Genomic DNA, 21,599 nt, shown 5'->3' on the forward strand with positions numbered 1-21,599 from the left:
GGCAGTCGGCCCCGGAGGCCGAAAAGACTGCTGAATATCACTGGCTGGGAACGCTGGCCGCAAAGCGGGTCCAGCGGCGGGTAAGTGTACCTGAAAAAGGCGGGATTGTTCCATGCCTTGCCCCGGGGCCATGCGCATGGGGCTAGATCGCCGCCCCGTTTTCCCCGGAGCGCGTCACGATGTCGGGGGTGCGCTCGGGCATCCCGTTCAGCATGCCCATGAGGGCCTGATGGTAGTCCTTCATGTGGACCGAGTCGGGGTTGGCCTTGAGGCCGGTTTCAGTCTGGGCAATGGCCTTTTTGAGGAGATCGCGCTGGGCTTCGGCTGGTACCTTGAAGCGGGTGGACTCATAGTAGGCCCGCATGTACACGAGGGCGGTCTTCTGGTAGACCTCGCCTTTGAACACGATGGGATCCTTGCCCAGAAGACCCGCGGGAATGTCCCCGTTGCGCTCCAGAAGCCCCTGGGCCGTAAGCAGTTCACCCTCGGCCAGGGTGAGTTGGGGGAACTGCAGGTGCAGGAAACTGAGTCCATAGTAATAGTGGCCGACCGGATCTTCGGGATGTTTCAGCAGATGTTCCTGAATCATCGGCCGCGCCTCGTCCCATTTTTGCTCTTTTTCGCCGAGTTCCGCGGCCTGCTGGAGGAGCGTCGGGTCATAGGCCGGGGGAGCGCAGCCCGCCAACAGGAAGGCAGCCGCCGCGAGCGCCGTAACGCCCGCAGCCCATCCCCGGCCCCAGGGGCCGGGGATTTTGACGGTTACGTGATACATACTACTTCCACGCCGGTTCCAGGCGGAAGAAGCCGGTTTCGGAGCCGAGTCGCGCGAATACGGCCACTTCGGCCGGTTTCTGCTCCTGAACTTTCGCGATGGCGGCTTTATATTCCTCGAGGTTGCGAACGGGAATTTCCCCAACCGCCATCACAATGACGCCGGGGCCCATTTTTCCAACCTGGGCGATGCTGCCGGACTTCACGCTGCGGACGATCACGCCCTGAACTTCTTCGGAGAGGTTGAGGCGGATCCGTACGTCGCGCGTGAGTTCCCGCACCGTGAGGCCGAAGAAATCGTCGACGAATTCCTCGGCATCGCCCGCCGCGCGGGGACGTTCCGCGAGGGTGACGGTCAAGTCGACCGGCTGGCCTTTGCGGAGTACGCGAACGGCGGCGGCTTTGCCCGCGCCGGCCTCCCGGACCAGCTGGGTAAAGCCCATGACTTCCCGATCCTGCTTTGCGCGGATGGGGGTGCCGTCGAAGCTGACGATGACGTCGCCCTCCTGAAGCCCGGCGGTGTGGGCCGGAGAGCCGGGAACCACGGTGCTCACGATGAGCCCGCCCTTGGGATCGAGTTTCCAGTAGGTGGCGAAATCGTCGGTGAGGGGCTGGGTGAAAACGCCCAGCCAGGCATCGCCGGCGCCCGCGGGTGCGGCGGAGCCGTCGGGGGGCGTCTGAATGTATTTCGCGAATAGTTCGCTCTGATAGACCAGGGGATGGCCGCTGCGGACGTGGAGTTCGCCGCCCTCCGCAGTGCTGAGGTCAAAGCCCACGACACCCACCACCCGGCCCGCACGGTCGACCACGGGCCCATTGATGAATCCGAAGCGAACCGCTTCGTCGAGGCAATAGGTGGTGCGGGGTTTGTCCAGTACGGAAGAAATCCTGCCGACGTGGAGCGCGCGATTGAAGTCGAGTGTGTCGCCCAGCAGGCCGACGACCGCGACGGGCTCGGCAAGGCCGAGGGAGCCGCTCTCCGCAAACGTTACGAAAGGCAGATTCAGGGGCTGATCGGACTTCAGCTTCAGGAAGGCCACGTTGACATCTTCGGGCTTGCCGAGGAGTTCCGCGTCGTAGTCCTTTTCGCTGTCGCCCTGGCCCAGAGTAACGGATATGTTGAAGGGCTGGCTGTTCTCCACCTTCATGTGACCATGGGTCATGATCAGGCCTTCGGGCGACACCACGAGCGCCAGCGCGTTATTGTCGCGCTTGGAGGATTCGCCCGTTGATGCGTTGGTCACTTCGCTGGAGTAATTGACAATGCCGATAGCCGGCGTCAGTTCATTGTAGACCTTCTTGAGCAGGGCCGTGTCGAATCCGTCGTCCGCGCTGGCGGCGAGCACGGTTCCAAAGGCCAGAAAAAAGGTGGCGAGGCGCATGGTATTACTCAACATTCTGTACTCCTTCCGCGGGCACCGCGGGCGCCGCCGGTGCGGTGGCCACTTCCTTCATGGCGGGGTCCTGCTTAACCAGCACGAAACGGTGCAGGGCGCGGTTGCGGACGGAAAGCAATACCAGGGGAACTTGTTTGTCCACACGCTCGCGATAGAGCGTGCTGAACTGTTCCAGGTTTTCCACCACGACGTCGTCCACGGAGAGAATGATATCGCCCTGGGTGAGTCCGACCTTGTTGGCCAGTCCACCGACCTGGGTCCCCGAGACGAGGACGCCCTGGCGTGATTCGAGGCGGGCCCGGCGCACGATGGCGGGGGTCAGTTCGGAGGCGGTGAAGCCCCATTCGGTGTATTCCACCTGGGCGCCCTTGAGGCCGCCCTGCTCTTCCGTGACGATGGGAATATCGATTTTCTGGTCGCCGCGCTGGAACGTGAAGGTGGCAGGCTGGCCCACGGGGAGGTCGGCGATCAGCTTATGCACTTTCGGCAGGTCTTCCTCGAAGCGGGCATTCACCGGGGTGCCGTTGACAGCGACGAGGATGTCGCCGGGCTGAATCCCGGTCGGCGTTGCCGCACTCTCGTCGCGCACGGGTCCCAGAATGGGCTGGGTGCGGGCCTCGGCGGCGGGCGAAAGGGGGTCGATATCGGCAACCACCACGCCCTGACGGGTGGCGTCATCGGTGCGGGCGAGCATTTCCTGGAGGTCGAGGCCGACCCAGCTCCGCTCAACCCGGCCCTTGGCGATGATGGAGTCTACCACTTGGCGAACCATGTTGCTGGGGATGGCAAAGCCCACGTTTTCCGCGCCGCGAAGCACCATGGTATTCACGCCGATGACGTCGCCGCGAAGATCGACCAGGGGGCCGCCGCTGTTGCCGGGATTGATGGCGGCGTCGGTCTGGATCCAGTTGGAGAAGGAAATGCCACCTTCGGTCTGGCCGCCGAGGTTGCGGTCGGTCACACTGACGATGCCCATGGAGACCGACCGGGAAAGGCCGTGGGGACTGCCCATGGCCATGACGGTCTGGCCCGCTTCGAGCTTGCTGGAATCACCCAGGCGCACAAAAGGTAGTTTTTCGGGCACGTCAAGCTTTAATACGGCGAGGTCCGTGTAGGGATCAACGCCCACGACCTTGGCATCGACTTCGTTCTTATCGCCGAGGACGCATCGGACCACCTTGCTCTCGCCGGCGACGTGTTCGTTCGTGACGACGTAGCCATCGGGAGAGATGATGAATCCGCTGCCGACGATGAGGACTTCCTTCCGCTGGCCCTGGGCATAGACTTCTTTGACGGGCCGGATGTGCACAAGCGCGGGCGCGACGATATTCTTGGCGTGGATGACGGCGTTCTGGGAGCGCCCGCCCGTCGTCGCGCAGCCGCTGGTGAGGAGGGTGAGGGTGGCGAGCGCCGCCACCATCCATCCGCACGCGCGCCGCGCGTGGAAAACCTTTCGTTGCCTCAAACGCTTTCTCCTTAACCTTGGAAAAACTATACAGTTACGCGGGCGCAGCCGCCGCGCGGTGATTATACGGTACGCCGTTCGTCGCGGCAATGTTGAAGTCCCTTGCGGCCCCGATGCCTTTGGAACACGACACCCGCCTGAGCAACGCCGCTCGGTTGAACATCCTTCCCGGCGAGTCGAAATCGCTGCTTCGCGGTGTTCCTGCGGCGCCGCATCCCCTGGTTCAGGTGCATTCCCTCGGGGGGGCGTGCTATCGTCCCCTTACATTCGCCACCCAAGGAAAGTTAATGTCATTTCTCATTATACTCGTCGCCGCCTGGGGCACCGGATCGGTGATGTTGAGCCGCGTCCCGATCCACGACCCGCTGGAGTCGCTGGGCTGCCGTCTGCTTTGCGGGCTGGTGGCGGTGGCGGTGGTTGCGATGGCCGTCGGCAGCTATTCGCTGAGCGGGGCTCAATACATCCTGGGCGTGGTGGCGCTCGTCGCGGTGCTCAATTCACTCCGGTCGACGGCGCGGGTGCCGGGGCCTGCCTTTCACGTCCAATTTTCGGGGCTGACGCGGCTGGAGGCGGCGGCGGTGGCGGCGATTCTCTGTGCATGGCTGCTGGCCCTCATCGGTGCGCTGGCCCCCTCCACGGGGTGGGACGCCGCCGTGGCGCATCTGGCGCTGCCGTCCGACTACGGTCGGGCGGGCCGGATTCTGACGGAGCCGGGGAATGTCTATTCCGGCTATCCCCATATCATGCACAGCCTCTACGCGGTGGCCATGCTGGGTAACCGGGAGTTGCCCGTTTCTCTACTGAACTGGTCCATGGGCGGCCTGGCCTGTACCGCGGTTTACAGCCTCGGCCGGCGGGTGGGCACGCGCCAGACGGGCCTCGTCTCGGCGGCGCTGCTGGCCACGGCCCCGATCTATCTCGATCAGGCGGGGAATGTGGGCATTGACCTGCCCTTTGTGGCCTGCAGCACGGCCGCCCTGGCCGCCGTGGTCGCCTGGCATGACGAGAAAAAAATAGAATGGCTGCTGATCGCGGGAGTGCTCGCGGGCGCTTCCTGCGGAATCCGGCACACGGGCTATCTGGTCTGCGGATTGCTTGCCATCGGCGTCGTTGCCCTTTCGGTGAAAACTCAACCGATTCGGCGCTGCGCCGTGTTTTCGGTGGTCGCGTTGCTTGCGGCATCGCCCTGGCTGATGCGGAGCTGGCTGGTAACGGGGAACCCCATCTTTCCCTTCCTGCTTTCGGTTTTTCCCGATTCGCCCATCGACCACATTGCCGTGTCGACACCCGGCGCTCACGAATCCATCGGCCGCTCCTCGGGGATGGGCCTGGCGGCTTTTCTGCGGTTTCCCTGGGACATCGTGATGCGCCCCGCGATGTTTGACGGGTGGAACAAGTCTCCCGGGGGCATGATCCTGATTCTGGGGGTACCGGGCCTGATCGTGGGCGGTGCGCGGGCCTGGTGGCTGGGCGCCTTCAGCGCGGCGGGGGGCACGGCCTTCTTCTTCTTCCAGCGCCTCGCGCGCTATCTCCTGCCCTTTTTTGCGCCCATGATGGTGGTGGCGGCGCTGGCGGCGGAGCGGTTGCCCCGGGGCCGGCGGGCGGTGGCGGTGCTGCTGATGTCTTCGTTTGGCTACGGACTCGCGCTGCACGCGGCGGCGGTTCACTTCAAAATCCCCGTGGTGCTGGGGCGCCAGTCCAAACAGGAGTACTTGAATCAGCGGGTGGAGCGCTATGGCGCGTTTGAGTTTGCGAATCGCCGACTGAACGATGGCGGCACGATCCTGACGCTGGATCAGCGGAGCTATTATCTGGATGCGCCGAGCTATCAGAATCACTGGAGCCTGAAGCGCATCGCCGCGCTATCGCTGGACGACCAGGTGGCGTGGCTGCACGAGAACAAAATTCGCTATGTGATGGTGCCGGAAGATTTCGTAGCGGAATCCGGGGCGCTCTCGGGGGAGATTGGAGCGATGGTCGCGTCGTGGCAACGGACCCCGCAATACTTTGAGCTAGTTGACACGCCCCTGCAACTGCCCCGGAAGAACGGGGGCGGTGTGGAGAAGGTTTCCTTCTATGCGGTGCACTGACCATGTCTGACCGGCGGACGATCGCGCGAAATACCGTGTTCAACGCGGCGGGCCGCTCCTGGGAGGCCGTGGCCGGCATCGGGCTGACGATATACACCATCGATCGGGTGGGGCTGGAGGGATTCGGGCTCTGGTCGCTGGTGGCGCTGTTCACGGGCTACGCGGCCCTTTTCGACTTTGGCGTCAGCAGCGCGTTCACGAAATACATTGCATCCTTCGCGGCAAAGGAAGACCGAAACAGCGTGAGCGCGGTGGTGAGCACGGGCGTGTATTTCTACGCACTTCTGGGCCTGCTGTTCGTGGCGCTGGGGTGGCCGCTGATCGACCTGCTGTTGCTGGGGATGGTGAAGCTCATGCACGCACTGAACCCCGGTCATACGCAAATCATTGCGAACAACGCCCTGTGGGACGAGGCAAGGGTGCTGCTGCGTGGCGCGCTGCTGCTCTTCGCGGCGGGGAATTGCGCGGCGCCCTTCTCCGCCCTCCAGTCGGGCCTTCAACGGATGGGCCTGACCAACGCCATCGGTCTTGCGGCGTCGCTGGTGAAGGTGGCGGCGACGGTGGTTTTCCTGGAGGCGGATTTTGGCGTGCGGGGCCTGCTCTACACGAGCGGCGTGGTCTTTACCTTCAACACCGCTGCGAGCGTGGTGGTGGCCTACCGAATCTATCCGGGGCTGCACTGCAACCCCCGGCGCATGACCTGGCCCGTGTTCAGGGTCTTGCTGGGCTTCGGCTGGCGCTCCCAGGTGGCGCGGCTGGCCAACCTGATCAATTTTCAGACCGACCGGATGATCGTGGCGCTGGTGAGCGGCGGCAGCCTCGAACTGGTGGGGCTGTATCGCGTCGGCGAGGACCTGTCCGCCAAAGTGCGTCAGGCGCCGATGTTGATGGTAAGCGCGCTGGTTCCCGCGGTGTCCAGTCTGGATGCGCGGGACGATCAGGAGCGCCTCCGCATGCTTTACCTCCGATCGACGAAGTACGTGGCGGCGGTAACGGCCCCGGTGGCGCTGTATGTTCTTGCCGCCACTGAAATGCTCCTTTCACTCTATGCGGAAAAGACGGGATTGCGCGAAGCGGGCTGGGTGGCGCGAATCATTATTGTCGGTTATGTGATGAACGTGCTGCCTGGACCGGGTGTGAGCATTGCCCTGGGCAAAGGCAACGCGGGACTGCCGATGATTGCGGGGATTATCTCCATGTCCGGCAATATCGCGCTGACCATCGCGCTCTACGGGCTGATCGGGTTCTATGGCATTCCGCTGGGTACCGCACTGGCGCTGGGGCTCTCCACGGTATGGTTCTTTGGCGCGATGCGGCGGGAAGTGGCCGTGCCCCCGCTGCGCCTCCTGCGCGAATCATTGTTGTGGCCCGTGGTGGCCGCGCTGCCGGGCTCTGCGCTGTGCGCGGGAGTGAACTGGGTCTTGTCCGGCTACGAAGATCGCGTCGGCAACCTGCTGATCGCGGGGGCCTGCGCCGGCCTTTTCGCTTTGAGCTATGTCGCCTGCCTGCGTTGGACTCCCTTCCTGGATCGCTACGATGTGGCCTTTCTTCGCGAGACGTTGCGCCTGGACCGCATGCCCGGCTTTCGATTTCTTACTGCGAGGGCCGAAAATGTGGTCTGAGGTGAACGCGAGACTGCGCGCCTGGGCGGAGAACGATGGTCGGGGCTATCCCGACTGGGCGGTGCGCTATCTGCCCATCCTGCGCCGTTTCCCAGGGCGGGACTGGTCGGCGCCGCGCATCCTGGAGATCGGCGCGAACGAGAATGGCTTCGCGCGCTTCAGCGGCGCGCGGGTGGTGGCGGTGGATATTGCCGTACCCCACTTGAAGGCCGCGCGGGCCAGCCAGGCCGTGACGCCGGTGGCTGGCGATATTGGCGCGTTGCCCTTTGGCGACGGTCAGTTTGACGTGGTGGTTTGCATGGACACCTACGAGCACATCCCGGCGGAACACCGAAAACGGGCCAACCGGGAGATTCTTCGGGTGTTGCGGGCAAACGGAGTGGCCGTGATCGGCTTTCCTTCCGGCGAGGCGGCCTTCGCGGCGGAGGGCCGGATCCGGGCGGCCTATGGCGCGCTTACGGGCGGCACGATACGGTGGCTGGAGGAACATGTGGCGATGGGACTTCCGGACGCCGGAGAGGTGAAAGGGGATCTCGCCCTGGCCTGTGGTGCAGACTATCGGGTAGAGCGACGGGGGAACGGAGCGCTCTGGATGTGGGAATGGATGTGGCGCGTGCTCATGTGCAACTGGCCGGGAAGAGGCAATGGAATAGCCCAGGCAGCCCTTCGCGTCTTGGTACCGGTGCTCTCGCGCATTCACCATTCGCCCTGTTACCGTACCATGTTGTGGGTTTTCCCGAGGGGAAACAATGACCAGGGAAAAGAAAAGCGTTATCAAGATCCGGGCGGAGGCTTCCGTGCGTAATACCCTCGGATTTGCATCATGAGCCTTTCGGTCGTCATCCCCACGTGGAACGGGCTCGCGATGCTGAGTGAATGCCTGGACAGCCTGAAACGCCAGTCGTATCGGGACTTTGAAATAATTGTCTCGGACGACGGCTCGACGGACGGGACGGCGGAGCATCTGGCGCGACATTTTCCCGAAGTGGTGGTGGTGCGATCGGAGAAGAACCAGGGCTTTGTGGCCGCGGCAAACGGGGGAATCGAGCATACGCGGGGCGACTGGATTTTTCTATTGAACAACGATGTCATTCTGGCGCGAGATTGTCTGGAGCGGCTGATGGCGGCGGCGCGGCGCGGCGATGCGGCCATGCTCGCGCCGCTGGTGCTGTGGACAGAGGACCCCCGGCTGGTTTACAGTGCCGGCGACCACATCGGGCCCAATGGAAGGCCGATCAGCATCGGTCACATGGTGGAACAGGGCCTGTTTGGCATGACGGAACGGCCCTTTGGCGTGTCGGGAGGGTACGGGTTGTTTCGCGGAGCGCTGCTGGACGAAATTGGCGTGCTGGATCCCGCTTTCGGGGCCTATTTCGAGGACGCGGACCTGTGTTTTCGGGCACGCTGGGCGGGTCATCGGACTCGGCTGGTGCCGGGTGCGGTGGCGTGGCACGTGGGCAGCGCGAGCATCGCCGGACGTCTGTGGTGGCGCACGCGCCAGTGCTACCGAAACCATGCGCTGCTGGTGGTGAAGAATTTCTCATGGCGCATGCTTTATTGGAACGCCGGTGCGTTGCTTAAAGAACGGCTGCACCAGAATGGTCGCCTCTTTCAGACGGCGCGACACGCCTGGGGCAGTGTATTCGCGGTGGCCTTCGTGCTCGTGGCGTGGATGGATCTGGCCCTGCACCTTCCGGGCGCCCTCTGGAAACGGCGGCGGATCATGGGCAACAGAAAAATCAGCGACCGGGCGATGCAGGCCCTCCTCCGGCGGGGAGATCATCATGTATAGCGAGCCCCGGAAAAGCCGATGGCCCTATGTCGTCATAGTCGGACTCGCCCTGATTGAGCCGTTGACCCACCTGTGGCTCAAGTATGGCCTGTCGGGAGAAGTGGTCCACAGCGGATTCCGCATCGGAGATACCCCCTTCTTTCTGACGGCGATGAACATTTTCTCCAACGACTTTTTCTCGCCCTATGTAACCTGCCAGAGCACGGACGGCGCGCACAATCCCTGGCTCTTCGCCCTGCCCCACCACGGGATCTATGCCGCACTCGGCTGGGTCGCGAAGGTGCTCCATCTCGATCCCTTCCTGCTCCTCGGCGCGGCCAACGGCCTCTGCGGGGCCTTCTATCTCTGGATGGTGCTGCGCTTTTTTCGCTACGTGGCGCCGCAGCGGGCGAACCTGTCCTTTGGACTCTTATGCCTGGGCGGCGGACTGGGCGGCGTGGTCTGGCTGGCGAGTCTCGCCCTCGATATGCAGGCGAAGCCCGGTTTCGAACTCTGGTTTCACCGCCTGGCGCGATACGAACTGATCGAGGGCCCTTTCCTCGCGCCCGCGCTGGTCTTTCCGCGCCTGTACTACACCCTCTCCCTCGGCATCGGCTTCGCCGCGCTCATGGCCTTCATGGCTTCCATGGGCCGCGAGAACCCCATCCCCGACCGGCGCTCCATCCTGTTGCAGTTTCTCTGCACTTACGTGAATGCCCGGGTCGGCCTGCTGTTCTGGGGCGTGGCCGTTTGTTTCATGCTCGCCCAGCCCCTGGTACGCGCCGGGATGAAGCGGCGCTACTCCCTATACTATCTCCTGCCCACGCTGGTGGCGACACTGCTGGTTTATGTCCCATTTGGCATGAACGTTCAAGGCGCGGAAAACGTGTCCGATCTGCTGCGTCGCTCGGCCTGGGCGGGCTCTCTGGTAACCGCCACCTTCTGGCTGTGGCCGCTGGCGCTCCTGGCGGTATGGCGGCACCTGGGGCAAATGGGCTGGTTCGTGCGACTCATCGCGGGCTGGTGTGTCGGCTATGGCGTCACATTCTTCACCCTGTACATCGGCCACCAAATCTGGTTCGGCAATGTGACGGGCGGCGGCGAAACGGCGGCGGCCATTGCGGTGTCGGACTGGTCGCTGCTCGGCCTGATTCCGGGGACGCTTTTCCTGTGGCGGCGGCGGCGCGGCGATGCGGAGCAGGCTGCCGAGCACTGGGTGGCGCTGTGGTTTCTGGGACTCGCCTGTGTTTCCGTGGCGGCGGTGGGCCAGGGCTGGTTCATGCGCCTGATGCCGGAGCGGGGTCTCGTGCTGCTGGGCGTACCCATGGCTATGCTGGCGGCGGAGGGCCTCGGCCTGGTGCGTGGTCGTTTTCCACGCTTCGCGGTTGCCTACGGCGCGCTCATCTTTGTCTGCGGTGGCGCGTCGCTCGCGGTTTCGGCCCTCTGCTTTCAAGGGCCCCTCGGTCACACGCCGGGCAAGTCGCCCTTCGGCTGGGTCCACAGCGAAATCGTGCGGGCGGAGGATCTCGCGCTCATCGATCAACTCCGTGAAGGGACGCTGCTCGCCCCGGCCTCGCTACCGCCCCTGATGGGCGATGTGGCCGTGGCGCGTCGGCCCGGACTCAAGACCATCTTCGGCCAGCCCAGTCTGGAATTCGGCGATCTGGACATGCTCTCAACCGCCCGGGAGATCCAGCAGTTTTTTTCGCCCGACGGCCAGGACGAATTTCGCGCGTTTTTCGTGCGGGACTGGTGTGTGAACTTTATCCTGTGCCCCGCGACGAGACCGGTGGACCCCTCGGTGGTGGAGCACCTTTCCCGCCTGCCGTGGCTGGAGCGCATCGCCCAGGAGGGCGACGCGGTGTTGTTTCGCGTGCTCATCGATACCCGGCCGCCGAACCATGTCTAAAACGGGCGACGGGCGGCGACTGGGACCTTACGGGCTGATGCTACTGCTGGGCTTGATCCCGCCGCTGACCCACTTCTGGATCGGATACTTCCCCCCAGAGGGCGCCGTGCCCACGGGTCTGTACACGGGGGACAGCGGCCACCACCTGCTGGCCATGGCGAGTTTCGCGAATGGCTTTCATTCGCCCTTTGCCACGTGCCTCGCGCAGAACACGAATGATGCCGCGTACTTTTCAGTGCCGATCTTCCTGCTCTACGGCGTAGTAGGCGAAATTGGGCGCATGACGGCGCTTACGCCTTTCCTGTTTCTCGGAATTGCGAACGGCGTCGGTGGCGCACTGCTTTTGTGGAACGTGTATCGATTCCTGCGACGGATTGCACCAAAAGACGCCGCGCTGGCCTTCTATTTGTACGCGCTGGGGGGCGGTCTGGCGGGAATGGTCTTTCTGGCGGCGTGGCTCACGGGTGGCGTGGGGGCGCCGGGCTTCGAGGCGTGGTTCACGCGCTTTGCGCAGTACGAACTGATCGAGGGACAGTATTTGTCCCCCATTTTGCTGATGCCGCGCCTCTACTACACGCTGCCCATGGCGCTGGGTTTTGCCGCGCTGACGGCGCTGGTGGAAACGGATCGGTGCCGGTGTCCGGGTCACCTCTTTTTTACATGCTTTCTGCTTCTAGTGACCGCGAGTATCAACGTGCGCGTGGCTCCGCTTTTCTGGGGGGCGGGCGCCGCCTATCTGCTACTGGGCAGTGGAAACGATGGACGTTATCGCGCATGGCTTGCGGGGTGTACCTTCGGGGTCACCACACTGGGCGGTGCGATCGCCATCGGGGTCATGGGCCAGCACCCGAGTTATACCGCGAATGTTTCCTCGGTGGCGCGGGAATGCGCCTTGCTCTTGCCGCTGCTCTACGCGACGATGTTTTTCTGGCCTTCCCTTGCGCTGGGATTGCGAAATGGCGTGAGTGCCCAGTCCCGCGCCCTGCGCAGCGTGTCGCTGGCGCTGCTTGGGTATCTCGCCGCCTATGCGCTCGTTTATCTCGCGCACCAAATCTGGTTTGGCAATTGGTGGCGCGGCGGCGATATGGGGGCCGCAGTGCTCGCGAGTGACTGGGCTCTGTCGGCGCTGTTGCCCGGTGCTTTGCTGGGATGGCGCTGGAGAGCGGGGGAGACAACACAGGGGGCAATCCATTTGCGCTGGGTTGCCGCGTGGTTTCTGGTGCTGCTGGCGGTATCGGTAAGCACTACGGGTCAGGGTTGGCTGCTCCAGTTCGCGCCGCAACGCTGCCTAGTCCTTCTTGGCGTACCCATGGCGCTGCTGGCGGCGGCGGGCTTGAGGACGCTGCCGAAGATGGCTGCGCGGGTGTGTGTCGTGCTCGTGATTGGTGGCGGCGTGCTTTCCCAGGCCGTGGCCGCGCTGTATTTCCAGGGGCCGCTCGGGCGGACGCCGGGCGAAGGGCCATTCGCTTATCTGCACTATGAATACATGACCGAGGCCGACGCGCGATTGCTGGCGCAGTTGCCGTCGGGGACCGTGGCGGTGCCGCCCTGGTCTCCGATTGCCTTCGGCGAGATCGTGGCGCACCATGGGGACTATCAGGTAATCGGCGGACCGGGTGCGATGAATCTGGGCGATCAGCCCTTCGGCCCCTTGCAGGAATCGGTAAATCGCTTCTTCAGCCCGGAAGCGAGCGAGGCGGAGCGGCGGGATTACGTGGCGAAGTGGTGTGTGGACTTTGTGTTCTGCCCAGACACGTGTCCCGTGGACCCGGCGGTGCTGGAAGGGCTTCGACGCCTGCCCTGGCTGGCGGTGGTCGCGGAGGAAGGTCGCGGGGTGGTGTTTCGGGTGGAGGATGAAGGATGAATAGTTCGAGGTTGCGATTTTGGCTGGTGGTGGGAAGAGCACTCTGAGTGTGCCACGCGATTCGGCAACGCCGATTCGTGTGCCCTGCGGGGCAGATACCTAGGGTGTGTTCGCCACTTGAACGAGCGCTTTGTACTCGCCCTTGTTTCGACCCGCCGCCCGCCTTGGATTTCATTGTCGTATCGGGCTCTCACTCCGACGGGCACACGAACCGGCGTTGCCGGATCGCGTGGCACACGTGGCTGCAACTGATCGTCCAAGCTGCCTTCCCTCGAACGTCGATCAGTTTTGGGCGATCACATTTCGCAGCACCGGCCCCACAAGCTGCGCCACCGCCTCCGCACCCGCTTCGGTGAAGTGGCAGTCGTCGTAGAAGTAGGCCTCGCTGCCGTTGAGGGGCGATAAATCGACGCAGGGTACGCCCTGCGCCGCGCAGGTCTGTTTCAGCGCTTCATTGTACTGGTCCATGGCTTCGCGCAGGGCGGCGAGGGTGAGGTAGCGGCCATCGGGCAGCCAGCCAAACCAGCAGCGGGCCTCGGCCTCGGCGGAGAGGTCGGCGCGCCAGACGACGGGCTGGGTGGTGAAAAGTACAGGCACACCGCGCCGCTGGCAGGCCGCAATCAGGCCCTCGATCCGGCTGCGATACAACGCGAGGCCCTCGGCCAGGGACGGCAGCTCATTGGTCTTTTCGGCGGCGGCCCGTTTGTCGCGACGGATCTGGTATTCCCGTCCGCCGATGCCTTCCTGCTGTTCCGGCGGCGGCGTTTCCCGCCGGAGGGTGTGGTAAAGCTGAATTACGCGGGAGCGCGTCCACAGAGGCCGGTATGGGACGACGGCAACGGGCGCGGGTTCCGAGGGCGCATTCGTGTGCTCCTCGAATCGACCATAGTCCATCGTTTCGACTTCCTTCGCGAGGAAACGCCAGAGGTCGTTGATGCCGGGCTGAACGACGAGGGCGGCGGCTTCTTCGAGCGCTGGAGAATGCTCGACGAACTGGAGATGGTCTTTCAGGTCGAAACCACTGATGCCGGCGTTGCCGACCCACACCTTTTCGGGCCCGCCCAGATGCGCCGCGAGGCGCGCGGGCCAGGTTTCAGTGTCGTCGAGGTAAACGCACTCGGTGGTGCTGCCGCCTATAGTTATGATGTGAATGGATTGAACCGCTACGGGTGGCGCAGCGGCGCGGAGGCCGTCTGGGCCCGTGGTGAAATGGGATTCGCCCTCGATACCGGGCAGGTAGGCGGGGTCGGGATAGAAAATGTTGTGCAGATTCGGTCCGCGCGTGTGGAAAGGTTTCTCCGGACGAAGGGATCGCTCCAGCACGTGGGCGGTAAATTCGAGGGCGGTCCAGCCGAGCACCACAACGGCGAACAGCAGGGCAAACTCACGCCACAAGCCGCCCAGCCACTCGCGGACTACCGCTAGAAAGAACCAGGGTAAGGAAGCCAAGACCCAATAGGCCAGCATCAGGGAGAAAGCATGCTCGATCGTTCCCGTGAAGCGCCAGCCATCCGCCGCCGCCACGAGGGTGTCGGCGAGGAGCAGCACGGGCACGCCCCACAGAAGAAGAAATGCAAAGTGGGGGCGGCTGGTGGTTTCGGTAGCATCGGACATGGCGTTGACCTTAGCACAGGCACCGGGGGGCGGGCCAAGTGGGCGTTGGATATGTCTGGAGCTGCAAGCGTGCCACTCTTGGGCAATAGGTTGCTCTCGCCCGTTCTCTTCTTTCGGGGCCATGGTATACTGCCCGGCGAAGGCGGCATCGGCGCCTTTTCGACCTGCGTTGTGGGATATATTTGACCCTTGCATACGAACCAGACATCGACCGTCGCGAACTGCGGCGCGCCTGAATTTCGCGCGCGGACGCCCCGCGCCATCTGGTTGCTGATCGCGATGCTGGCGCTGACCCAGCCGCTGGTGCATGGGCTTTGCCTCTATTTCCCGCCCGAGGGAACGGTGGCCACGGGGCTGCACATCCCCGACAGTGCGTTGTTTCTCCACGCGATGGGCATGTTTCCCACGGGCTTTCACTCGGCCTATGCCACGTGCCAGGCGGCGGCGGGCGATGCTTCTATCGCGTATTACAGCGTGCCCCACTTGTGGCTTTATGGCGGGCTCGGCTTGATAGCGCGGGTGCTGCCGCTGGACCCCTTCCTCACGTATGGCATCGCGAATGGGCTCGGCGCGGCCTTTTATCTGTGGGTGGTCTTCCGGCTCTTGCTCGTCATCGTCCCGCGATTTTCCGTGGCGGCGTTTGTGCTGTTCACGTTGAGCGGCGGACCCGGCGGACTGCTCTATTTGATTGCGGGCCTGTTCGGCCTTCACGGGCATTCCGCTTTCGAGGTGTACTTTCATCGTTTCGCGGTTTACGATCTGATGGAAGGACCCCACCTCAATCCTGTGTTGTATTTTCCCCGACTGTATTACACCCTTTCTCTCGCGTGCTGCCTTGGCGGATTGGGCTCGATTGTGGGGCGCATGCGGTGGCGGGACGCCTCGTGGCCCTGGGGTTGGATGATCGCGATAGCGGTCGGAAGTTTCCTGGACGCGCGTTACACAGTGTTTACCTTTGGGCTGCTGGCGCTCTTCCTCGCCTGCGAGCGCAGTTGCGGCGGCAAGACCAGGTGGCGGGCGCTGGCGGCGTATGGGCTGCCCGGTGGCGCGGGCTTCCTCGTGGCGGCGGCACTCATGCGGTTGAACCCGGCGGTGGTGGAGAATCACCTCGTGGTGGGCAATATGGCGATGTGGTTTTCACCCTTTGTGGTTGTCACGTGGCTGCATTGGCTTGCGGGTGGGCGGGTGCTGTGGCGCGGCGCTCAGATGGCACCCTTGCCCGCGCGCGTGCTGCTCTTTGCCGGGATGGGCTATCTGGCCGCCTTTTCGGCGGGTTATGTGGTGTATCAGGGTTTCTATGGAAACCTGCTTGCGGGGCGGGATGGCTCGGTGGCTGCGGCGATATCGGACTGGGCGTTGATAGGCGGGGTGGCGGGTGTGGCCTGGTCACTTCGGGGCGGTCAGCGCCTGATGGCACAAAATCACGACCGGGACGCCTGCGCCACATTCCTTGGTGGACTGTCAGATGGAATAGGCCTCTGGCTGCTCCTATGGCTGATCGGATTCACGGCCCTCTCGCTAAGCGGCTTTGGACAGGGCTGGTTTCTTCAGTTCGGCCCGCAACGGCTCCAGGTTTTTATCTGGCTGCCCTTGTGCATCGTTACCGCGATGGGACTGGCGCACTTTTCGCAGCGCACGCAGCGGGTGGCGTGGAGCTTGCTACTCGGGTGTGGCCTATCGTCTGTTGCGGTGGCGGTGCTTGCCTTCCAGTCGCCGCTGGGCCGCGCCGATGCCCAAGGTCCCTTCGCGGCATTGCATACGGAGGTAATGCGCCAGGACGACGGGCGACTTATCGAGGCCATCGGCGAGGGATGGGTGCTGGCCCCTTCACCGGCTGGCGATGTGGTGGTTCGGCTGAAGGGAAATCCGGTGGTGTATGGCATCGGCACCTTCAACCTGACCGACCAACCCTACTCGGAACTGCGGGAGGAGGTTGAGGTGTTCTTTGACGCGAGAACACCCGATGCGGTGCGGCGGGATATTGCGGCGCGCTGGTGCGTGGCCTGGGTGTATTGCCCCGCGACATGGCCCGTGGACCCGGCGGTGCGAGGGCAGTTGCGGGCCTCGACGTGGCTGGAGGTCGCGGCGGAGGCGGGAGACGGGATGCTGCTGCGGGTCAGGCGCGACGGAGGGACAGGGTCGGACCCGTGACGGGGATGGGGGAGGACGGCTGCTTTTCCCAGGGTTTGCAGCGAGGGGCGAGATGTTTGGTCCGGGCCTGTCCTGGGCAAGTGGCGGCGTGACACCACGTGCTCTTATGAGCTTTGTCTCGCGCAGCGGATGAAATTCGTGATCGAGCTTCCCCCCCTGCCCCCCCGCAAGCGGGGGGGACCTCACCCTCTAAAGCGGGCCTCCTGGTCCTCGCCGCTGGCGGGGCTCAGCGCGAACCCTGCAAGCCGTCGTCCCGTGGCGACCCTGTCCCTTGGGGAGCGTCCCTTCGGTGGTGTATCATCCTCCTGCCTTGAACCTTTGAAAGTCCGTACGCATGTCTGAAGCCCCCGAGATCACCATCGGTATTCCCTGCCGCAACGGAGGCATTATCCTTCGACGCGCTCTGGCGCAGGTCTTTGCTCAGGAGACTTCGCGGCCCTTTGAGGTGATTGCGCTGGACTCGGGGTCGACCGACGGCACACTGGAGGCGCTGGCGAAATATCCGGTGCGGGTCATCGCGATAGACCAGGCGCATTTCGACTGGGGCCGGGTGCGGGAGCGGCTTTTTGAGGAGGCCCGGGGCGCGATAGTGGTGAATCTTTCGCAGGACGCCATTCCCGCCCAACACGACTGGCTGGAGCGAATCATCGCGCCGCTGCTGGAGAGCGATGCGGGGGTATCCTGCGGCTCGTCCATCCCCGATCCGGAGCGTCACTTTCCCCAGTTTCAGTGGGAGAAGAACGGCTACTACTACTTCACTCGGGAGATCGGGAAATTTACCGCGCGATACGGAAAAGGCCTTTCCTTCGCGAACACGGCGGTCCGGCGGTCGGTTTGGGAATCCCTTCGGGTGGATCCCCAGGCGACGGGGGAAGACTTCGGATTTCAGATCAAGCTCCACCGGGCGGGGGTCGCCATCGCGTTCCCAATGGACGCCCCGGTGTTGCACCACCACTATTACACGCTGCGGGGCGTGTACCGGCGCTGCCGCAACGAGGGCCTGGCGCTGCGGGAGATGGGCTGCGCCTATAATGAGGCGAATCTCGCAGCGGACTTGCTGAGTCCAAAGAAGTATGTACAGTGGCTGCGAGAGGTGAAGCGGGGGAGCCTGAGGAGCGGAGCCGAGTGGCTCTATCCGGTGCTGCGCCCCGTGGCGGTCTACCTGGGCAGCCGATTTGCCCGGAAGATGGTGTGGTACTGATGGCGACGGACAACCCGATCCAGAAATTCTACGAAAGCAATCCGCGGATGGTCAGTTCGCCCTTCGGCGGGATTGAAGGAATCAATACCGAGTTGCTGAACGAGGTGCTGGCGGCGCTGGATATCGACTTTTCCGGCAAGCGGGTGCTGGACGTGGGGTGCGGTCGGGGATACATCGACGCCGTGGTAGAGGCCCAAGGCGGTCAGTATGTGGGTGCGGATTTTGTAATCAGCCGGGGGGGATTCCCGCTGGTGCAGGCGGATGCGGCCCGGCTGCCTTTTTCCGACGAGGTTTTTGACGTGTTGCTGTGCGTGGATGCGTCGGAGCATTTCCCCGATCCGGCGGGCGCGGCGCGGGAGTTTTTCCGGGTGTTGAAGCCGGGCGGGGTGTTCTTCCTGAGCGCGCCAAACTATGGCAACGTGGCGGGCGTGGTGAAGTGGGCCTGCGAGGGCATGGGCTGGTATGAGCCCAACACCTGGGCGCCCTTTGGCCGCTGGCAACCCCAGGAACTGGAGCAGCCGCTGACCCCCGGGTTTATCCGCGAAGTCTACGGCGCGGCGGGCTTCACGGCCATCCGCGCGCTGGGCCACGGCGCGGAGGTGGGTCTGGGGCTCTTTCCGTGGGTGGACCACCCGCGCATGCCGGAGGCGGTGCAATTTCGCCTGCAGCGGCTTTTCGCGCATCTGGGGCCGGCGGTGGCCAAACGGCTACCGTCCGCGAGCCTGCATTTGTTCTGGCGCATGGAAAAGGCGAATGCAGACTGACTGCCGGAGTTGCTCTGATCTTCCACTATTCTCCGCCAATCTTGCCATTTCCCCCTCCCGTCTGTTTGAATGCACGCATGAACTTTGTCCGCCTCCTGCAGAAACTGAGACTTCGCTACGGCTCGCCGGCTACTGTGATCCGCACCTTGCGGTCCATGGGCGTTCGCGTGGGCGAGGGCTGTCGCATTTACGCGACGGATTTCGGGAGCGAACCGTGGCTCATCAAGATCGGCAACCGGGTCTGTATTTCCAATGATGTCACCTTTGTGAACCACGGTTTGAACTGGCCTTTTCAAGAAAAGTACGAATCCCTCACTGGTTTTGGCCCCATTGAGATCAAGGACAACTGCCAGATTGGGGTTCGGGCGACCATCCTGCCCCATGTGACGATTGGGCCGAACAGCATCGTGGGGGCGGGCAGCGTGGTGACCAAATCGGTACCGCCGGACGTGGTGGTGGCGGGCAATCCGGCGCGGGTGATCTGCACGATGGCGGAATACGAGCAGAAGTGCGTGGCACGCCACATCGACATTCCGCCGGACCGCGATGGGGCGCGCAAGGTGCTGGAGGCCCGATTCTGGGGCGGGGACGAAAAAGCATGAGGCTGGCGGTCCTGATGGGCAACCGATGCAGCCCCTGGCACCTGGCGGTGATGAAGCACTTGCCCGGCGCGCCGGAGGTGGTGGCCTTTCGCGCGGATTCCGAGATTCAGCGTTTCTTCGGGGAGCGGGGCGCGGACAATAGCGCCATCACGATGCGACCGATCTACTTTGATTATCAGGCGGGCCCGGTTTGGAAGCGCCTGCCCAATCTATTGACGATGCGCTATCGCAACCGCGCGCCGCGACTCCTGCCCTTTCACGAGCAACTGCGCGACTTCGACGTGATCCATACGTGGGAACTTTTCACCGATTGGACGGAAGAAGCCCTTGAAGCGAAGCGGAAGTGGGGCATTCCCGTGTGTGTCATGGTGTGGGACAATATCCCCTTCAACAACGAGAACACGGAAGTCCTTCGTGCGCGCAAAGCGCGGTGCATCGCCGAGGCGGATCGCTTCGTGGTTCATACGGAGCGCTCGCGGCGCACGCTGATTCTGGAGGGGGCGGCGCCGGAAAAAATAACGCTGATTGATCACGGCCTCGACCTGGAGCGCTTTCATCCCGGCCCGGGCGACCGGGCGGCGCTGGGTCTCGCGGCGGACGAGTTTGTAATCCTCTTTGTAGGCTGGCTGTTGCCCCGAAAGGGGCTGGATTTTCTGCTGCTGGCCTTGCGGGAACTGGCTGATCGCCCCGAGTTCTCCTCGGTGAAGTTTCGGCTGGTCGTCGTGGGATCCGGACCCGGCCGGGAGCGGGTCGAGCGCCTGACCCGGCGCCTGGGACTTTCCGAACACTGCTCGTTTATCGGTTCACGGCCCTACGACACCATGCCGGAGGTCTTCCGGAGTTCGGATGTGTTTGTGCTCCCGAGTATCGCCACAGACACGTGGCAGGAGCAGTTCGGCATGGCATTGATGGAGGCGATGGCCTGTGGCGTGCCCGCGCTGACCACGTACAGCGGGGCAATACCGGAGATTGTTGAGGACGCCGCGTTGTTGTGCCAGCCGAATGACTTTGTGAGCCTTACGGAGCAACTGGCGCGGCTGGTGCGCGAGCCCGAATTGCGGTCATCGCTCGCGGAGAAGGGAGCCGCCCTCGCACGACGGCGCTATGATTTAAAGGATTACGCGGCGGGGCTCGGGGCGGTGTATATGGGGTTGGTGAACGCGAAGATGGTTTAAGAATGGGTCTTATGGGTCGTATGGGACCTATGGGACTTATGAGAAAGAGAGTATCCGTAAGCACCAAAACCTGTACGACCTATACGACCTATACGACCTATACGACCTATACGACCCATACGACCCATACGACCCATAAGACCCATACGACCCATAAGACCCATCGCCGAGGAGCACAATGCAGCCCACCTTCGAAGAACGCCATAGCCGCTTCAAGCGGCGTGCCCTGCGGCTTTCGCGGGCGCTGCGCTGGCGTGTGAAGGGGCTATTGGGCCGGCCGCGTTCGCTGCTGGTGGAGCTTCGTTGGCGTTTGGGCGACGAGATCATGGCGCTGCCGGTCTTCGAGGCTCTTCAACGTCTATATCCCGGAGTGACTATAGATGTCCTGACCAATTATCCCGAGCTGTTCGAGGGCAATAGCCAGATTCGCACGGTGAATCCGAAGCATCCAGATCCCGATGGCTATTTGCTGTTGCGCGGGGCATCGCGGTTGGCGAATCGTCTGGATGCCTATTGTGCGCAGGCGGGAGCGCCGGTACCCTTGGCGCGCCCGAAACTTTACTACAACGATTGGTTTGCGAAGCAGCTTGCAGCGATTCCTGAGGACGATGGCCCCCTGATTGCGCTGGCGCCCGGCGCTTCCTGGCCCAGTAAACGGTGGCCCGTTGAGCGCTGGCACGACCTGGCGGCGCGGCTGGAGGGAGAAGGGTGCCGGGTGGTGGTGCTGGGTCAAGCAGGCGAGGCCCTGGGCTGGGGTGTGGATCTCTGCGGTGCGACTTCGGTTCGCGAAGCGGCCTGCGTGCTCCACGCAGCCGATCTGGCCGTGTGCTGCGATTCGGGCCTGATGCATCTGGCGCTGGCGGCGGGCACGCCGGTCGTGGCGCTCTTCGGCCCGACCGATCCCGATTTTCTCATTCGCAACGAGCCGCGCCTGACCGCGCTGCGGAGCACCCAATCGTGCAGCGGCTTCTGGAATCACGCCGCGCTGGTGGGCGCGCCGGGCGCGTGCCCCGAGGGCCACGCCTGCTGTCTGGAATCGATTTCGGTGGAGCAGGTGATGGCGGCGGTGCGCGGGAAATTGGTGAACTGACATGCGCGTGCTCTTTCTGACCCTCTATCCCGATCAGGCCGCGAGTCCGCGCTACCGGGTCCACCAGTTCATTCCGTATCTCGAATCACGGGGTATTGAATGTACGGTGCGTG

17 protein-coding genes are annotated in these 21,599 nt (G+C 63.6%); 13 read left to right on the forward strand and 4 right to left on the reverse strand.

The window, feature by feature from the left end:
* Window positions 1-142: 142 nt before the first annotated feature.
* The 3 genes from JNK74_14385 to JNK74_14395 are packed head-to-tail and all read right to left on the reverse strand — an operon-like array spanning window position 143 to window position 3,633.
* A complete protein-coding gene (locus JNK74_14385; GenBank protein ID MBL7647370.1) occupies window positions 143-772 on the reverse strand; it encodes a hypothetical protein in 630 nt (209 codons plus the stop codon).
* A gap of 1 nt (window position 773) precedes the next feature.
* Window positions 774-2,168: a PDZ domain-containing protein gene (locus tag JNK74_14390; GenBank protein ID MBL7647371.1), complete on the reverse strand. Its 1,395-nt coding sequence runs from the start codon at window positions 2,166-2,168 to the stop codon at window positions 774-776.
* Window positions 2,158-3,633 carry a trypsin-like peptidase domain-containing protein gene (locus JNK74_14395; GenBank protein ID MBL7647372.1) on the reverse strand — a complete coding sequence of 492 codons (1,476 nt, stop codon included), beginning with the start codon at window positions 3,631-3,633 and terminating at the stop codon, window positions 2,158-2,160. The genes JNK74_14390 and JNK74_14395 overlap by 11 nt, the downstream gene beginning before the upstream one ends.
* 287 nt (window positions 3,634-3,920) lie before the next feature.
* On the opposite strand from JNK74_14395, the gene JNK74_14400 reads away from it, so the two are divergent.
* From JNK74_14400 to JNK74_14425, 6 genes are read left to right on the forward strand one after another with little or no spacing between them, the layout of a single operon-like run.
* A complete protein-coding gene (locus tag JNK74_14400) occupies window positions 3,921-5,723 on the forward strand; it encodes a glycosyltransferase family 39 protein (GenBank protein ID MBL7647373.1) in 1,803 nt (600 codons plus the stop codon).
* A gap of 2 nt (window positions 5,724-5,725) precedes the next feature.
* Window positions 5,726-7,345, forward strand: a complete 1,620-nt coding sequence (locus JNK74_14405; protein MBL7647374.1) for an oligosaccharide flippase family protein — start codon at window positions 5,726-5,728, stop codon at window positions 7,343-7,345.
* Between the two features lies 1 nt (window position 7,346).
* Window positions 7,347-8,150 carry a class I SAM-dependent methyltransferase gene (locus JNK74_14410; GenBank protein ID MBL7647375.1) on the forward strand — a complete coding sequence of 268 codons (804 nt, stop codon included), beginning with the start codon at window positions 7,347-7,349 and terminating at the stop codon, window positions 8,148-8,150.
* An 18-nt stretch (window positions 8,151-8,168) separates the two neighbouring features.
* Window positions 8,169-9,137 carry a glycosyltransferase gene (locus tag JNK74_14415; protein MBL7647376.1) on the forward strand — a complete coding sequence of 323 codons (969 nt, stop codon included), beginning with the start codon at window positions 8,169-8,171 and terminating at the stop codon, window positions 9,135-9,137.
* Window positions 9,130-11,025 (forward strand): hypothetical protein, encoded by a 1,896-nt coding sequence (locus JNK74_14420; protein MBL7647377.1) that lies wholly within the window; start codon window positions 9,130-9,132, stop codon window positions 11,023-11,025. The genes JNK74_14415 and JNK74_14420 overlap by 8 nt, the downstream gene beginning before the upstream one ends.
* A 37-nt stretch (window positions 11,026-11,062) precedes the next feature.
* A complete protein-coding gene (locus tag JNK74_14425; GenBank protein ID MBL7647378.1) occupies window positions 11,063-12,889 on the forward strand; it encodes a hypothetical protein in 1,827 nt (608 codons plus the stop codon).
* Window positions 12,890-13,171: 282 nt separating this feature from the next.
* Here the strand turns inward: JNK74_14425 and JNK74_14430 are convergent, their stop codons facing one another.
* Window positions 13,172-14,503 (reverse strand): SGNH/GDSL hydrolase family protein, encoded by a 1,332-nt coding sequence (locus JNK74_14430; GenBank protein ID MBL7647379.1) that lies wholly within the window; start codon window positions 14,501-14,503, stop codon window positions 13,172-13,174.
* Between the two features lie 189 nt (window positions 14,504-14,692).
* Here JNK74_14430 and JNK74_14435 point away from each other — a divergent pair, with 189 nt between their 5' ends.
* From JNK74_14435 to JNK74_14465, 7 genes are all read left to right on the forward strand, one after another.
* Entirely contained in the window at window positions 14,693-16,654 is a 1,962-nt protein-coding gene (locus JNK74_14435; protein MBL7647380.1) for a hypothetical protein, read from the forward strand.
* Window positions 16,655-16,988: 334 nt separating this feature from the next.
* Window positions 16,989-17,855: a glycosyltransferase family 2 protein gene (locus tag JNK74_14440; protein ID MBL7647381.1), complete on the forward strand. Its 867-nt coding sequence runs from the start codon at window positions 16,989-16,991 to the stop codon at window positions 17,853-17,855.
* Entirely contained in the window at window positions 17,846-18,619 is a 774-nt protein-coding gene (locus tag JNK74_14445; protein MBL7647382.1) for a methyltransferase domain-containing protein, read from the forward strand. Before JNK74_14440 ends, JNK74_14445 begins: the two co-directional genes overlap by 10 nt.
* A 77-nt stretch (window positions 18,620-18,696) precedes the next feature.
* Window positions 18,697-19,221 (forward strand): acyltransferase, encoded by a 525-nt coding sequence (locus JNK74_14450; GenBank protein ID MBL7647383.1) that lies wholly within the window; start codon window positions 18,697-18,699, stop codon window positions 19,219-19,221.
* Window positions 19,218-20,396, forward strand: a complete 1,179-nt coding sequence (locus tag JNK74_14455) for a glycosyltransferase family 4 protein (protein ID MBL7647384.1) — start codon at window positions 19,218-19,220, stop codon at window positions 20,394-20,396. The genes JNK74_14450 and JNK74_14455 overlap by 4 nt, the downstream gene beginning before the upstream one ends.
* Window positions 20,397-20,574: 178 nt before the next feature.
* Complete coding sequence (locus tag JNK74_14460; GenBank protein MBL7647385.1) at window positions 20,575-21,486, forward strand: glycosyltransferase family 9 protein; 912 nt, start codon at window positions 20,575-20,577, stop codon at window positions 21,484-21,486.
* Window position 21,487: 1 nt separating this feature from the next.
* The coding region (locus JNK74_14465; protein ID MBL7647386.1) for a glycosyltransferase family 1 protein at window positions 21,488-21,599 on the forward strand (112 nt) is incomplete at its 3' end.

The sequence above is a fragment of the Candidatus Hydrogenedentota bacterium genome, assembly GCA_016791475.1.
GTDB lineage: Bacteria > Hydrogenedentota > Hydrogenedentia > Hydrogenedentales > JAEUWI01 > JAEUWI01.

What these genes read in the sequence shown, in the direction of transcription:
- JNK74_14430 (MBL7647379.1), bottom strand. Translation starts at nt 14,503, where the DNA reads ATGTCCGATGCTACCGAAACCACCAGCCGCCCCCACTTTGCATTTCTT.
- JNK74_14400 (MBL7647373.1), top strand. Translation starts at nt 3,921, where the DNA reads ATGTCATTTCTCATTATACTCGTCGCCGCCTGGGGCACCGGATCGGTG.
- JNK74_14460 (MBL7647385.1), top strand. Translation starts at nt 20,575, where the DNA reads ATGCAGCCCACCTTCGAAGAACGCCATAGCCGCTTCAAGCGGCGTGCC.
- JNK74_14405 (MBL7647374.1), top strand. Translation starts at nt 5,726, where the DNA reads ATGTCTGACCGGCGGACGATCGCGCGAAATACCGTGTTCAACGCGGCG.
- JNK74_14415 (MBL7647376.1), top strand. Translation starts at nt 8,169, where the DNA reads ATGAGCCTTTCGGTCGTCATCCCCACGTGGAACGGGCTCGCGATGCTG.
- JNK74_14420 (MBL7647377.1), top strand. Translation starts at nt 9,130, where the DNA reads ATGTATAGCGAGCCCCGGAAAAGCCGATGGCCCTATGTCGTCATAGTC.
- JNK74_14455 (MBL7647384.1), top strand. Translation starts at nt 19,218, where the DNA reads ATGAGGCTGGCGGTCCTGATGGGCAACCGATGCAGCCCCTGGCACCTG.
- JNK74_14385 (MBL7647370.1), bottom strand. Translation starts at nt 772, where the DNA reads ATGTATCACGTAACCGTCAAAATCCCCGGCCCCTGGGGCCGGGGATGG.
- JNK74_14390 (MBL7647371.1), bottom strand. Translation starts at nt 2,168, where the DNA reads ATGTTGAGTAATACCATGCGCCTCGCCACCTTTTTTCTGGCCTTTGGA.
- JNK74_14440 (MBL7647381.1), top strand. Translation starts at nt 16,989, where the DNA reads ATGTCTGAAGCCCCCGAGATCACCATCGGTATTCCCTGCCGCAACGGA.
- JNK74_14425 (MBL7647378.1), top strand. Translation starts at nt 11,063, where the DNA reads ATGCTACTGCTGGGCTTGATCCCGCCGCTGACCCACTTCTGGATCGGA.
- JNK74_14450 (MBL7647383.1), top strand. Translation starts at nt 18,697, where the DNA reads ATGAACTTTGTCCGCCTCCTGCAGAAACTGAGACTTCGCTACGGCTCG.